The following is a 14,804-nucleotide window of genomic DNA, read 5'->3' as shown; positions in this document are numbered from 1 at the left end:
CCTGGGAGGAGCGGCCTATTAAACCGCTTTTCGCCAAAGGCCCCTCATTGGGTGTGCGCCTGCTGGTGCTGACCGTGCTCTCGGTCGCGCTGATGGTGGTCGATGCCCGCTTCACGCTGCTCAAGCCTGTACGCAGCCAGATGTCGCTGGTGTTGATGGAGTCCTACTGGATCACCGACCTGCCGCAGCGCTTGTGGCAAGGTGTGGCCAGCCAGTTTGGCAGCCGCACCGAGCTGGTCGCCGAAAACGAAAAACTCAAGACCGAAAACCTGCTGTTGCAGGGGCGCATGCAGAAGCTGGCGGCCCTCACCGAGCAGAACGTGCGGCTGCGCGAGTTGCTCAACTCTTCGGCGCTGGTCAACGAGAAGGTCGAAGTGGCCGAGTTGATCGGCATGGACCCCAACCCCTTCACCCACCGCATCATCATCAACAAGGGTGAGCGCGATGGCGTGGTCCTCGGCCAGCCGGTGCTCGACGCCCGGGGCCTGATGGGCCAGGTGGTGGAGTTGATGCCCTACACCTCCCGCGTGCTGCTGCTGACCGATACCACCCACAGCATTCCCGTGCAGGTCAATCGCAACGGCTTGCGCGCGATTGCCAGCGGCACCGGCAACCCGGAACGCCTGGAACTGCGGCATGTGGCCGATACCGCCGATATCAAGGAAGGCGACCTGCTGGTCAGCTCCGGTCTTGGCCAGCGCTTCCCGGCCGGTTATCCGGTGGCAACGGTCAAGGAAGTCATCCATGACTCCGGCCAGCCGTTTGCCATCGTTCGCGCGGTGCCGACGGCTGCATTGAATCGCAGCCGCTACCTGCTGCTGGTATTCAGCGACAACCGTACGCCTGAAGAGCGTGCCAACGACGCCGCCGTGGCCCAGGAAGCCCAGGACCGCCAGGGCGGCGAATCGGCCGCCCCAGCGACAGCAGCGCCTGCGCCGGTCCCTGCCACGGTGCCAAAACCAGCAGTGCCTGCACCTGCGACGGCGGCTCCGGCCACCACGCCGACGGCCACCGCACCTGTCGCGCCCGCTGTGAAACCGACCCGCTCGGCCACCCACGCGCCCGCCGCGCAGCCTGCTCAGCCAGCCCGGCCCGCCGCCAAACCGCCAGCCTCCACGCCGGCCACCGCGCCAGCCCCCAGGGGAGCACGAGAAGAATGAGCAGTACCCAATCCGGTAACGGCTGGATGGTCTGGCTGACCTTCGCCATCGGCCTGTTGCTCAGCGTTTCGCCGCTGCCGCAGTTCATGGAAATCCTGCGCCCACTGTGGCTGGCCCTGTTGCTGGCCTTCTGGGCGCTGGCCTTGCCGCACAAGGTCGGCATGGTCACCGCCTGGTGCCTGGGCCTGGCCGAGGACGTGCTTTACGGCACGTTGCTGGGACAGAACGCGCTGATCCTGACGCTGATCACCTTCCTGGTGCTGTCGTTGCAACAACGCCTGCGGATGTTCCCCATGTGGCAGCAGTGCCTGGTGATCCTGGTGATCTTCGGCCTGGCGCAACTGGTGCAATTGTGGCTCAGCGCGCTGACCGGCAACCGCCAGCCGACCCTGGCATTGGTGTTGCCAGCCCTGGTCAGCGCCTTGCTCTGGCCCTGGGTCAGCTTCGGTTTGCGTGGCCTGCGCCTGCGTTTCAAAATCAACTGATTCGGTCAGGCATTGGCCTTGATAGGGAGATGTCTTGATGAAACCGCTTTACCTCGCCTCAGGCTCGCCGCGTCGGCGTGAACTGCTCACGCAGATCGGCGTGCCCTTTACCGCCATCGGTGCGGAGATCGACGAAACTCCCCTGTACCACGAAACCCCTTCGGCCTATGTCGAGCGCCTGGCGCGCGGCAAGGCCGAGGCGGGTCGGCAAGCCCTGGACGCCGGCGTGGATGGCTGCGTGCTGGGCGCCGATACGGCTGTGGTACTGGACGGACGAATTCTCGGCAAACCCGTGGACCAGGCCAACTCCATGACGATGCTCTTGAGCCTGTCCGATCGCGAACATGAAGTATTGACCGCCATTGCCCTACTGGATGGGCAGCGTTGCCAATCCCGCGTTGTGCGCAGCCTGGTGCGTTTTCGTTCGATCACGGAACAGGAAGCGGCGGCCTACTGGGCCAGCGGTGAACCCCGGGACAAGGCCGGTGGCTATGGTATTCAAGGGCTGGGCGCGGTGTTCGTCGCCGGGCTTGAAGGCAGTTATTCAGCCGTCGTTGGCCTGCCGCTGTGCGAAACCGCAGAACTACTGGGCCATTTCGGCATACCCTGTTGGCAAACCTTGAACGCGCGCTGAGCGCCGTCTGACTTGATGCGGCCATAATCGTGAACATGCCTGAACGAGACCCTGCCATGAGTGAAGAGATCCTGATCAACATCACGCCGATGGAATCGCGCGTGGCGGTGGTTGAAAACGGTGTTCTGCAAGAGGTCCACGTCGAGCGCACGCAAAAGCGTGGCATCGTCGGCAATATCTACAAAGGCAAGGTGGTACGGGTGCTGCCGGGCATGCAGGCGGCCTTCGTCGACATCGGCCTGGACCGCGCGGCATTCATCCACGCGTCGGAAATTTCCATGCGCGAAGGGCCGGCCGTGGAGAGCATCAGCGCGCTGGTGCATGAAGGCCAGAGCCTGGTGGTGCAGGTCACCAAGGACCCCATCGGCTCCAAGGGCGCGCGCCTGACCACGCAACTGTCGATTCCGTCGCGCTACCTGGTGTACATGCCGCGCACCGCCCATGTCGGCATTTCCCTGAAGATCGAAGACGAAGCCGAGCGCGAGCGCCTCAAGCAGGTGGTCAGCGACTGCGTGGAAAAAGAAGGTATCAAGGAAGCCGGTGGGTTCATCCTGCGCACCGCCGCCGAAGGGGCCGGGGCCGATGAGATCCTCATGGACATCCGCTACCTGCGCAGGCTTTGGGACCAGATCGCAGCGCAGATCAAGACCATCGCCACCCCCAGCGTGATCTACGAAGACCTGGGCCTGGCGCTGCGGACCTTGCGCGACCTGGTCAGCCCCAAGATCGAAAAAATCCGCATCGACTCCCGGGAAACCTTCCAGAAAACCACGCAGTTCGTCGCCGAACTGATGCCGGAAATCGCCGACCGCCTCGAGCATTACCCTGGCGAACGGCCAATTTTCGACCTGTACGGCGTCGAAGATGAAATCCAGAAAGCCCTGGAGCGCAAGGTGCCGCTCAAGTCCGGCGGCTACCTGGTGGTGGACCCGGCCGAGGCCATGAGCACCATCGATGTCAACACCGGGGCGTTCGTCGGCCATCGCAACCTGGAAGAAACCATCTTCAAGACCAACCTGGAAGCCGCCACCGCCATCGCCCGGCAACTGCGCCTGCGCAACCTGGGTGGGATCATCATCATCGACTTCATCGACATGGAAGATGAAGAGCACCAGCGCCAGGTGCTGCGGACCCTGGAAAAACAACTCGAACGCGACCATGCCAAGACCAACATCATCGGTATCACCGAGCTGGGCCTGGTGCAGATGACCCGCAAGCGCACCCGCGAAAGCCTCGAACAGGTACTGTGCGAGCCGTGCAGCAGTTGCCAGGGCCGTGGCAAGCTCAAGACCCCGGAAACCGTGTGTTACGAAATCTTCCGGGAAATCCTCCGGGAGGCGCGCGCCTACCAGGCGACTGGCTATAGAGTGTTGGCGAACCAGAAAGTGGTGGATCGCCTGCTCGACGAGGAGTCAGGCAATGTCGCGGAGCTGGAAGCGTTTATCGGACGCACGATTCGCTTCCAGGTGGAAACCATGTATTCCCAGGAACAATACGACGTGGTGTTGCTCTGAAGAGCTTCGGAAGCGGCGGGCCCGCGGATTTGATTGTCTTTGCCAGGGGAGCCCACTGACATGGAGCGTCTGACACGTATTTTGGCGGCGCTGACTCGCTGGGGGCTGGGGCTGTGTGCGCTGCTGCTGGTGTTGCTGGCGTTGTACGTCAGCCTCGGTCGTGAGCTGGTCCCGCTGGTGGCCGAATACCGCGCCGAGGTCGAGACCCGGGCCAGCGCTGCCTTGGGCATGCCTGTGCACATTGGAAGTCTCGACGGTAGCTGGAGCGCCCTGGCGCCAATCCTGGCAGCGCGCGACGTGGTGGTCGGCGAAGGCCCCAACGCCTTGCACCTGGACCAGGTGCGAGCCGTGCCTGACCTGTGGGACAGCCTGCTGGCACGTCAGGTGCGCATTGCCCACCTGGAAGTCAGCGGCCTGAAGATCAGCCTCAAGGAAGGCGCCGACGGCAAATGGGCCCTGGAAGGCCTGCCGGTGAAGGACGACCAGCCCCTCGATCCGCAGCAATTGCTCGAACGCATGCAGGTGGTTTCCAAGTTCTCGCTGCTCGACAGCCAGGTGACCTTGCAACCTGTCGAGCAACCACCGCTGACCCTCACCTACGTCGGTTTGAGCCTGCGCACCGGCGCCACCCGCCAACGGCTGGACGTGCGCTTGACCCTGCCTGACGGTCAGCCCGTGGCGATCAACCTGCGCACCCGTATCCGCGCCAGTGATTGGAAGAATGGCCAGGCCGATGCGTACCTGAGCCTGCCGCAAAGCGACTGGTCCAAATGGCTGCCCAAACGCCTGACCCAGCAATGGAATTTTTCCCGGATCAAGGCCGGTGGCGAGTTCTGGCTGAGTTGGGGGGACGGTACGGTGCAAAGCGCGGCCATGCGCTTGGACGCTCCTGACATCCTGGGTGCCTACGCCGAGCGCAAGCCGGTGCAGATCCATAACCTGGCGCTCAATGGATATTTCCAGCGCGGCGACCAGGGATTTACCGCGACCTTCGATTCCCTGGCGATGAACCTGGGCGAAACCCGCTGGGAATCGCGCCTGCAACTGCAACAGAGTGCTGCCACCGAAAAGGCCGAGGAGCGCTGGCACCTGCAGGCCGACCGCCTCGACTTGACCCCCCTGACGCCTTTGCTCAATGCCCTGGCACCGTTGCCCGAAGGCCTGGCGACGACCATCGACCGTCTCAAGGTGACCGGTGGCCTGCGCAACGTGCTGCTGGACTACCGGCCGCAGAACACTGGTGACCAGAAAATCAGCTTCGCCACCAACCTGGACACCGTGGGCTTTGATGCCTATCGCGGCGCCCCGGCTGCGCGCAACGTATCGGGGAGCCTGAGCGGCGACCTCGGTGGCGGCGAGCTGCGCATGGACAGCAAGGATTTTTCCCTGCACCTGGACCCGATTTTCGCCAAGCCCTGGCAGTACCTGCAGGCCAACGCCCGGTTGACCTGGAAGCTCGACAAGCAAGGCTTCACCCTGATCGCGCCGTATTTGAAGGTGCTGGGCGAGGAGGGCCGGATTGCCGGCGACTTCCTGATCCGCCTGCATTTCGACCACAGCCAGGAAGACTACATGGACCTGCGGGTCGGCCTGGTGGACGGTGACGGACGCTATACCGCCAAGTACCTGCCAGCGGTCCTCAGCCCGGCGCTGGATGAGTGGCTGCGCACGGCCATCGTCAAGGGCGCGGTGGACGAAGGCTTTTTCCAGTATCAAGGCTCGCTCAATCACGGTGCCGAGGATGCGGCGCGCAGCATCAGCCTGTTTTTCAAGGTGCATGACGCCGAATTGGCGTTCCAGCCGGGCTGGCCTTCGGTCAGCAAGGTCAGCGGCGATGTCTTCGTCGAAGACAGTGGCGTGCGCATCTTCGCCAGCCAGGGACAATTGCTCGATACCCAGGTCAAGGATGTTTCGGTGAACATTCCCCATGTACCCAGCGGGCAGAGTGTTCATCTGTTTCTGGACGGCGGGTTCGCTGGAGGACTGGGCGACGGTCTGAAAATCCTCCAGACCGCGCCGATCGGGACCGCCGAGACATTCGCCGGCTGGGAGGGCGAGGGCGACCTGCAAGGCAGCGTGAAGCTCGACATTCCCCTGGTCAAAGGCGAGCAACCGAAGATCCTGGTGGACTTCGCCACCGACAAGGCCCGTCTCAAGCTCAGCGAGCCGGTATTGGAACTGACCCAACTCAAGGGCAATTTCCGCTTCGACAGCAACAAGGGCTTGAGCGGCAAGGGCATCAGTGCCCGGGCATTCGACCGGCCCGTGACCGCGCAGATTTTCGCCGAGGGCCGCGCCGGAGCGCTCAACACACGGGTCGCGGCGTCCGGGCAGGTGGAGATCAAGAAACTCACCAGTTGGCTGAATGTCACCCAGCCGTTGCCGGTATCCGGTGTCGTGCCCTACCAGTTGCAAGTGATCCTCGACGGCGCCGACAGCCAATTGTCGGTCAGTTCCAACCTCAAGGGCGTGGCGGTGGACCTGCCAGCACCCTTTGGCATGACCGCCGATGTCGGGCGCGACACGGTGTTTCGCATGACCCTGCAAGGGCCGGAGCGTCGTTACTGGGTCAATTATGGCGACCTGGCCAGTTTCACTTACGCCGCGCCGAGCGGGAAAATCGCCGACGGTCGTGGCGAATTATTGCTGGGTACCGGCGATGCCGTTCTGCCCGGGGCCAAGGGGCTGCGACTGCGTGGCAAACTGTCGGAACTGGACGTAAGTCCCTGGCAGGATCTGGTGAACAAGTACGCGGGCCAGGATCCGGGCGGCAGTGCCAAGCAACTGCTCAACAGCGTCGATCTGACCATCGGCAAGCTCACTGCCATGGGCACGACCCTGGACCAGGCGTCTGTGCAATTGGACCGCAAGCCGGACGCCTGGGCCTTGCGGCTGGACAGCCAGCAGGCCAAGGGCAATGTCAGCCTGCCGGACGCAAAGGCCGCCCCGATTGGTATCAAGCTCGATTATGTGCGCCTGCCGGCCACAGACCCGACGGTCCAAGCGGATGAAAACTCTCCGGACCCGTTGGCGTCGGTTGATCCCGGCAAAATCCCGGCCATGGATATTGCCATCGACAAACTGTTCCAGGGCCCTGATCTCATCGGTGCGTGGTCGCTGAAAGTGCGACCGACCGCCAAGGGCATCGCGTTGAACGATCTGGACATGGGCCTCAAGGGCATGGTGTTGAACGGCAGTGGTGGTTGGGAAGGCACGCCCGGTTCCACCAGCAGTTGGTACAAGGGCCGTATCGGCGGCAAGAACCTGGGCGACGTGCTCAAGGGCTGGGGTTATGCCCCGAGCGTGACCAGCCAGACATTTCGCCTGGATGTCGACGGCCGCTGGCCCGGCTCGCCGGCGTGGGTCGCCACCAAGCGTTTTTCCGGCAGCCTCGACGCGTCGCTGAGCAAGGGCCAGTTTGTCGAAGTGGAAGGCAGCGCCCAGGCGTTGCGGGTTTTTGGCCTGCTGAACTTCAACTCCATCGGTCGACGCTTGCGCCTGGACTTCTCCGACCTGTTCGGCAAGGGCCTGAGCTACGACCGGGTCAAGGGACTGTTGGTGGCGAGCGACGGTGTGTACGTGACCCGCGAACCCATTACCCTGACCGGGCCGTCGAGCAACCTGGAGCTCAACGGTACGCTGGACATGGTGGCCGATCGGGTCGACGCCAAGCTGCTGGTGACGCTGCCGGTGACCAATAACCTGCCGATCGCCGCGTTGATCGTTGGCGCACCGGCGGTGGGTGGGGCGCTGTTTCTGATAGACAAACTGATCGGTGACCGCGTGGCGCGCTTTGCCAGCGTAAGATACGACGTCAAGGGGCCGTGGAAAGAGCCGAAGATCACCTTCGACAAGCCGTTTTGACAGTTCGACGCCAACTCCCTTGTGGGAGGGGGCCTGTGGGAGCAAAGCTTGCTCGCGATTACGGTGTATCAGTCAGCCTATATGTTGGATGTACCTGCCTCATCGCGAGCAAGCTTTGCTCCCACTGCCGCCTTGGGCGAGGATAGAAAAGAGGGAGGAGCCATGCCAGTCGCAGTGATTCAAATGGTCAGCCAAAGCGATGTGCTCGCCAACCTGGCTCGTGCCCGTGTGCTGCTGGAGCAGGCTGCCGCAGGCGGTGCCAGGCTGGCCGTGCTGCCGGAGAATTTCGCCGCGATGGGACGGCGGGACATTGCCGATATCGGTCGAGCCGAAGCCTTTGGTCAGGGACCGATCCTGCCCTGGTTGAAACAGGTCGCCCGAGACCTCAAGTTATGGATTGTGGCCGGCACGTTGCCGTTGCCACCGGTGGACCAGCCCGAGGCCAGGTCCCATGCCTGTTCGTTGCTGGTCGACGATCAGGGGCAGATCGTGGCGCGCTACGACAAGCTGCACCTGTTCGATGTGGATGTGGCGGACAATCGCGGGCGCTACCGCGAGTCGGATGACTATGCTTATGGCGCTAACGTGGTGGTTGCCGATACCCCCGTGGGCCGGGTGGGCCTGACGGTCTGTTATGACTTGCGGTTCCCGGAGCTCTACAGCGAGCTGCGGGCTGCCGGGGCCGAACTGATCACGGCGCCGTCAGCGTTTACCGCGGTGACCGGTGCGGCCCATTGGGAGGTGCTGATTCGCTCCCGGGCCATCGAGACCCAGTGCTACATGCTGGCGGCCGCCCAGGGCGGCGTGCATCCGGGGCCGCGGGAAACCTTTGGCCATGCCGCGATTGTCGACCCGTGGGGCCGTGTGCTGGCACAACAGGATCAAGGCGAGGCCGTGCTGCTGGCCGAGCGCGACAGCAGTGAACAGGCGTCCATCCGGGCGCGCATGCCGGTGGCCAGCCATCGGCGCTTTTTCTCGCAGGGCGCTCGACAGCGGCCTGTCCAAGACGACGAATTCAAGGCGTAAATCATATGAGCGGGTTGTTGTCCTCAGTCAGTGAACACCTTCTAGCCCCCGGCGGCGTGACCCTCGAAAGCCTGCAAGGCGTGCTAGGCGACCTGGCCGGCCCGGGCATCGATGCGGCCGACCTGTATTTCCAGGGGCAGATCTCCGAGTCCTGGTCCTTGGAAGACGGCATCGTCAAGGAAGGCAGTTTCAACCTCGACCAGGGCGTGGGCGTGCGCGCCCAGTCCGGGGAAAAGACCGGTTTTGCCTACAGCAACGCCATCACCCTCGAAGCCCTCGGCGCTGCTGCCCGTGCGGCCCGCTCGATCTCCCGCGCCGGGCAGAACGGCACGGTCCAGGCGTTCAGCAGCCAGGACGTGGCGCAGTTGTATGCGCCGGATAACCCGTTGGAAGTCATGAGCCGCGCCGAAAAAGTCGAGCTGCTCAAGCGCATCGACGTCGCCACCCGTGCCCTCGACCCGCGCATCCAGCAAGTGTCGGTCAGCATGGCCGGGGTCTGGGAACGGATCCTGGTGGCGTCCACCGACGGCGGCCTGGCGGCGGACGTGCGGCCGCTGGTGCGGTTCAACGTCAGCGTGATCGTCGAGCAGAACGGTCGCCGTGAGCGCGGCGGCCATGGCGGTGGCGGGCGCACCGACTACCGTTATTTCCTCAGCGAAGACCGCGCCATGGGCTACGCCCGCGAAGCGTTGCGTCAGGCGCTGGTCAACCTGGAGGCCATTCCGGCCCCGGCCGGTACGTTGCCGGTGGTGCTGGGGTCCGGTTGGTCCGGCGTGCTGCTGCACGAAGCAGTCGGCCACGGCCTGGAAGGCGATTTCAACCGCAAGGGCAGCTCGGCCTACAGTGGGCGCATGGGGGAAATGGTCGCCTCGAAACTCTGCACCATTGTCGATGACGGCACCCTGGCCGGGCGTCGTGGCTCCCTGAGCGTCGACGATGAAGGCACCCCGACCGAATGCACCACGCTGATCGAGAACGGCGTGCTCAAGGGCTACATGCAGGACAAGCTCAACGCCAGGCTGATGGGCGTGGCCCGCACTGGCAACGGTCGCCGTGAATCCTACGCGCACCTGCCGATGCCGCGCATGACCAACACCTACATGCTGGGTGGTCAAAGCGATCCGGCGGAAATCATCGCCTCGGTGAAAAAAGGCATCTATTGCGCCAACCTCGGCGGCGGCCAGGTGGACATCACCAGCGGCAAGTTCGTGTTCTCCACCAGCGAGGCCTACCTGATCGAAGACGGCAAGATCACCGCACCGGTCAAGGGCGCGACCCTGATCGGCAACGGGCCGGAGGCGATGAGCAAGGTGTCGATGGTCGGTAACGACCTGGCGCTGGACAGCGGTGTGGGCACGTGCGGCAAGGATGGGCAATCGGTGCCAGTGGGCGTCGGCCAGCCGACCCTGAAGATCGATGCGATTACCGTGGGTGGCACGGGCGCATGACCGGAGCATCGGGTGGAGTGCAAGGGCCTCCACCCGTGGGCGTTACTCAGCGCAGGCCGCGTTGGGTTTCGTCCAGCTCACGGATGTACTTGAAGATTTTACGGCTCGAGGCCGGTGGCTTGTTCTGTGCCAGTTCGTGCTGGGCCTGACGGATCAGGGAGCGCAATTGCTGACGGTCAGCCTCCGGGTAGTCGATGACGAATTTTTCCAGCACGCCGTCGTCGCCTGCGATCAAGCGATCGCGCCAGCGCTCCAGGTTGTGGAAACGTTCGTTGTACTGCCGGGTGGAGGCATCGAGTTGATCGAGCAGGACCAGGATGGCGTCAGTGTCCTGATCGCGCATCAGTTTGCCGATGAATTGCAGGTGCCGTTTACGCGCGATATTCGCGGTGTGCTTGGGCGCATCGGCCAGGGCCCGGCGCAAGGCGTCGGTCAAAGGCAGTTTGGCCAGCAAGTCAGGCTTGAGTGTTGTCAGGCGCTCGCCGAGGTCAACCAGAGCATGCAGCTCGCGTTTGACCTGGGATTTGCTTTTTTCACCCTCGTAGAGGGAGTCGTCGTAAGAATCAACCATGGTGGCAGTCCGCAAAGAAACGCCGCCATGATAACCAGTCGGGGGCCGCTTGTCCGGCCCGGTCGCTCGAAGGCCAAGGGTTTGTACGAAAAGTCGCCGAGCGGCGATCAGGCAAGGCGAAAACAGGCGAGGAAGCGGAGTTTACTGGTTGTAAATGAGCATTCCGAGCCTGTTTTCAACGCAGCATGATCGTCGCGCAGGCACTTTACGTACAAAGCCTTAACCGAAAGAAGAATTTGAGTGGAGAACACCATGAGTGCAGTTCAAAGCGTCGGCCCGCAGGCATTGCCGGCACTGCAGGAACAAGTCGAGCAGATCCTCGCCGAAGCCAAGCGCCAGGGCGCCAGTGCCTGTGAAGTGGCGGTGTCCCTGGAACAGGGCCTGTCGACATCGGTGCGCCAGCGTGAGGTGGAAACCGTCGAATTCAATCGCGACCAGGGCTTTGGCATCACCTTGTACGTGGGCCAGCGCAAGGGCTCGGCCAGCACTTCGGCGAGCGGCCCGGAGGCCATTCGCGAAACCGTCGCCGCGGCACTGGCGATTGCCCAGCACACCTCCGAAGACGAAGCCTCGGGCCTGGCCGATGCCGCGCTGATGTGCAAGGAACTGCGCGACTTCGACCTGTTCCACGCCTGGGACATCACCCCCGAGCAGGCCATCGAACAGGCACTGCGTTGCGAAGCCGCGGCATTCGAGGCCGACAGTCGGATCAAGAATGCCGACGGCACGACGCTCAATACCCACCAGGGCTGCCGGGTCTACGGCAACAGCCACGGTTTCATCGGCGGTTATGCATCGACCCGCCACAGTCTCAGTTGCGTGATGATCGCTGAGGCGAACGGCCAGATGCAGCGTGATTACTGGTACGACGTGAACCGCCAGGGCACCCTGCTGGCGGACCCGGTGAGCATTGGCCAGAAAGCCGCGCAACGGGCGGCCAGCCGCCTGGGCGCGCGGCCGGTGCCGACCTGCGAAGTGCCGGTGCTGTTTTCGGCCGAGCTGGCCGGTGGCCTGTTCGGCAGCTTCCTGTCGGCGGTGTCCGGCGGCAACCTGTACCGCAAGTCGTCGTTCCTCGAGGGCGCGCTGGGCCAGAAACTGTTCCCGGAATGGATGACCATCGACGAGCGTCCGCACCTGATGCAGGCCATGGGCAGCTCGGCGTTCGATGGCGACGGCCTGGCCACCTACGCCAAACCGTTCGTGGAAAACGGCGAGTTGGTGTCCTACATCCTCGGCACCTATTCGGGCCGCAAGCTCGGTATGCCGAGCACCGCCAATGCCGGTGGCGTGCATAACCTGTTCGTGACCCATGGCGAAGAAGACCAGGCGGCCCTGCTGCGGCGCATGGGGCGGGGCCTGCTGGTGACCGAACTGATGGGCCACGGCCTGAACATGGTTACCGGGGACTATTCCCGTGGCGCGGCGGGTTTCTGGGTCGAGAACGGCGAGATCCAGTTCCCGGTCCAGGAAGTGACCATCGCCGGGAACATGCGTGACATGTTCAAGCAGATCGTGGCCGTGGGCAACGATCTGGAACTGCGCAGCAACATCCGCACCGGTTCGGTGTTGGTCGAGCGGATGACCGTGGCGGGTAGCTAACGCTCACCGCTTGAAAAAGGCGCGTCACCCGTTGGGGTGACGCGCCTTTTTTGTGTCCGCAGAATTCTTTTGTGGCGAGGGGATTTATCCCCGCTGGGGCGCAAAGCGCCCCCCAAAATCTGACCCCGCGTTGTGTCTTGTTAATTGTCGAGGGCTGCTTCACGCCCAACGGGGATAGATCCCCTCGCCACAATGTGATCTTCATTAGACTTGTGTTGCTTCTTATTATCATCTAATAATGAATCTCATTCGCCGAGTGAGCCCCGGTCATGAGTTCTGCCCTGCACGAACAACCCTACCTTGAAAGCTGGCGCTGGATGAGCCGCCAGATCCGTTGCGCGATGAACCCGGACGAGCCGCGGTTGATCGAGCACTACCTGGCCGAGGGCCGCTATCTGGCCTGCTGCACCGTCACTTCGCCATGGATGATCTCCGAGACCGCGTTCCGGCTGCTGCTCGATACCGCCTCGGATGTCGCGCTGCCCTGGCATTGGCGCAATCTCTGCCTCGACCAGGCCTGGCGCCCTCTGCGTGAGCTCGAACAACAATCACTGTGCCGCTGCCGCCTCAAGCGCTGGCAGAGCCACGCCTGGGCGCTGGCGACCTGCGCCCTGGAGCCGTCGATTCCTCTTATTGAACTGGTGCAAGGATCTCCCGATGAGTAATACCCGTATCGAACGCGACAGCATGGGCGAGCTGCAAGTCCCGGTGGATGCCCTCTATGGCGCCCAGACCCAGCGCGCAGTGGATAACTTTCCGGTCAGTGGCCAGCGTATGCCGGCACAGTTCATCCGCGCCCTGATCCTGGCCAAGGCTGCCGCCGCCCGGGCCAACGTAGAGCTGGAACAAATCAGCGCAGCCCAGGGCAAGGCCATCGTCGATGCGTCCCTGGGGCTGCTCGAAGGCCGTTTCATGGACCATTTCCCAGTGGATATCTTCCAGACCGGCTCCGGCACCAGCTCCAACATGAACGCCAACGAAGTGATCGCCACCCTCGCCAGTCGTCTGCTGGGGGAAACGGTCAATCCGAACGACCACGTCAATTGCGGCCAGAGCAGCAACGACATCATCCCCACCAGCATTCATGTCAGCGCGGCGCTGGCCTTGCATGAGCAGCTGCTGCCGGCGCTGTCGCACCTGGTGCAGGTGATCGAGCGCAAGGCCGAAGAGGTCCACCCATTCATCAAGACGGGTCGCACCCATCTGATGGATGCCATGCCGGTGCGCCTGAGCCAGGTGCTCGACGGTTGGGCGCAGCAGCTCAAGGCCAATATCGGCCACTTGCAGGATTTGCTGCCGAGCCTGCAATCCCTGGCCCAAGGCGGTACGGCGGTCGGCACCGGGGTCAATGCCCATCCACGTTTCGCCGAGCTGTTCAGCCAACAACTGACGCAATTGACCCAGGTGCAATTCACCCCGGGCAAGAATCTGTTCGCGCTGATTGGCTCCCAGGACACCGCCGTAGCGGTTTCCGGACAGCTCAAGACCACCGCCGTGTCGCTGATGAAAATCGCCAACGACCTGCGCTGGATGAATTCCGGGCCGCTGGCAGGCCTGGGCGAGATCGAGCTCGAAGGCTTGCAACCGGGCTCCTCGATCATGCCCGGCAAGGTCAACCCGGTCATTCCTGAAGCCACCGCGATGGTGGCGGCCCAAGTGATTGGCAACGACACGGTGATCACTATCGCCGGTCAATCGGGCAACTTCGAATTGAACGTGATGCTACCGATCATCGCCCAGAACCTGCTGAGCAGCATCGCCTTGATGTCCACCGCCAGCCGCTTGCTGGCGGACAAGGCCATCGCCACCTTCAAGGTCAACGAGGCACGGCTCAAGGAAGCGTTGTCGCGCAACCCGATCCTGGTGACCGCGCTCAATCCCATCATCGGTTACCAGAAGGCCGCTGAAATCGCCAAGAAGGCTTACCAGCAAGGCCGGCCGGTCATCGATGTCGCCCTGGAGCACACCGACCTGACACGCAGCGAACTCGAAGTCCTGCTTGACCCGGAGAAGCTCACCGCTGGCGGCGTGTAACCCCGACACCTGTGTGGAGGACTCATCATGGAACACTGGAAACGTACGATCGAACGGGCCAATCGCTGTTTCATGCTGGGCGAACTGGTAGACGCCCGCGAAGCCTACCTGCAAGCCCTGGCGCTGGCCCTGGTGCTGTTCGAGCGTTGGGCGGATGCCGACGAAGCCGTGGCCGCGTGCGTCGTCTCCCATCACAACCTGGCAGACCTGCACTTGCGCCTGAACCAGCCGGAGGAGAGCGCCGAGTATTTGTGCGCGATCCACCAACGGTTGTTGCAGACGATGCAGGACGAACGCCTGGCACCGGCCCTGCGCACCGCCGCACTGCGTCAGAGCCACAAGACCTATGTCGAACTGCTGAGTTTCATCAGCGAGCACGGTGAATACCCACGGACCCAACGCCTGCTGCACTGCAATGCCGCTACGCCCCGGCAGCGCAATGCCCCTCTTCATCATGGAGCTCATTGAA

The 14,804-nt window shown here is 63.2% G+C and carries 12 protein-coding genes; 11 read left to right on the top strand and 1 reads right to left on the bottom strand.

What is annotated here, in order from left to right; all coding sequences use genetic code 11:
- The first annotated feature begins 17 nt into the window (after positions 1–17).
- From mreC to tldD, 7 genes are all read left to right on the top strand, one after another.
- Positions 18–1,160, top strand: a complete 1,143-nt coding sequence (gene mreC, locus KGA89_RS10755) for a rod shape-determining protein MreC (protein ID WP_223471514.1) — start codon at positions 18–20, stop codon at positions 1,158–1,160.
- Positions 1,157–1,645: a rod shape-determining protein MreD gene (mreD, locus tag KGA89_RS10750; RefSeq protein ID WP_003197820.1), complete on the top strand. Its 489-nt coding sequence runs from the start codon at positions 1,157–1,159 to the stop codon at positions 1,643–1,645. Before mreC ends, mreD begins: the two co-directional genes overlap by 4 nt.
- Positions 1,646–1,682: 37 nt before the next feature.
- Positions 1,683–2,279, top strand: coding sequence for a Maf family protein (locus KGA89_RS10745; RefSeq protein ID WP_223471507.1), 597 nt, complete (start codon positions 1,683–1,685; stop codon positions 2,277–2,279).
- A gap of 56 nt (positions 2,280–2,335) precedes the next feature.
- On the top strand, positions 2,336–3,793 hold the full coding sequence (gene rng, locus KGA89_RS10740) for a ribonuclease G (protein WP_018613976.1): 1,458 nt from the start codon (positions 2,336–2,338) through the stop codon (positions 3,791–3,793).
- A 60-nt stretch (positions 3,794–3,853) separates the two neighbouring features.
- Entirely contained in the window at positions 3,854–7,657 is a 3,804-nt protein-coding gene (locus KGA89_RS10735; protein ID WP_223471506.1) for a YhdP family protein, read from the top strand.
- Positions 7,658–7,819: 162 nt separating this feature from the next.
- Entirely contained in the window at positions 7,820–8,683 is an 864-nt protein-coding gene (locus KGA89_RS10730; RefSeq protein ID WP_223471505.1) for a carbon-nitrogen hydrolase family protein, read from the top strand.
- Positions 8,684–8,688: 5 nt separating this feature from the next.
- Positions 8,689–10,131, top strand: coding sequence for a metalloprotease TldD (gene tldD, locus KGA89_RS10725; protein WP_003197828.1), 1,443 nt, complete (start codon positions 8,689–8,691; stop codon positions 10,129–10,131).
- A 46-nt stretch (positions 10,132–10,177) separates the two neighbouring features.
- Here tldD and yjgA read toward each other — a convergent pair whose 3' ends face one another.
- Positions 10,178–10,702, bottom strand: a complete 525-nt coding sequence (gene yjgA / locus KGA89_RS10720; protein WP_003197830.1) for a ribosome biogenesis factor YjgA — start codon at positions 10,700–10,702, stop codon at positions 10,178–10,180.
- Between the two features lie 252 nt (positions 10,703–10,954).
- On the opposite strand from yjgA, the gene pmbA reads away from it, so the two are divergent.
- The 4 genes from pmbA (at position 10,955) to KGA89_RS10700 (ending at position 14,803) form a co-directional block, all read left to right on the top strand.
- Positions 10,955–12,301, top strand: a complete 1,347-nt coding sequence (pmbA, locus tag KGA89_RS10715) for a metalloprotease PmbA (RefSeq protein WP_223471504.1) — start codon at positions 10,955–10,957, stop codon at positions 12,299–12,301.
- A gap of 269 nt (positions 12,302–12,570) precedes the next feature.
- On the top strand, positions 12,571–12,966 hold the full coding sequence (locus KGA89_RS10710; RefSeq protein WP_223471503.1) for a FagA protein: 396 nt from the start codon (positions 12,571–12,573) through the stop codon (positions 12,964–12,966).
- Entirely contained in the window at positions 12,959–14,335 is a 1,377-nt protein-coding gene (locus KGA89_RS10705) for a class II fumarate hydratase (RefSeq protein WP_223471502.1), read from the top strand. Before KGA89_RS10710 ends, KGA89_RS10705 begins: the two co-directional genes overlap by 8 nt.
- Before the next feature lie 27 nt (positions 14,336–14,362).
- Positions 14,363–14,803: a hypothetical protein gene (locus KGA89_RS10700; protein ID WP_223471501.1), complete on the top strand. Its 441-nt coding sequence runs from the start codon at positions 14,363–14,365 to the stop codon at positions 14,801–14,803.
- The last annotated feature ends 1 nt before the right edge of the window (position 14,804 follow it).

It is taken from the genome of Pseudomonas sp. A-RE-22 (genome assembly GCF_019956035.1).
GTDB lineage: Bacteria > Pseudomonadota > Gammaproteobacteria > Pseudomonadales > Pseudomonadaceae > Aquipseudomonas > Aquipseudomonas brassicacearum.
The sequence above is the reverse complement of the archived record's forward strand: the minus strand, read 5'-3'. Positions and strand labels throughout refer to the sequence as shown.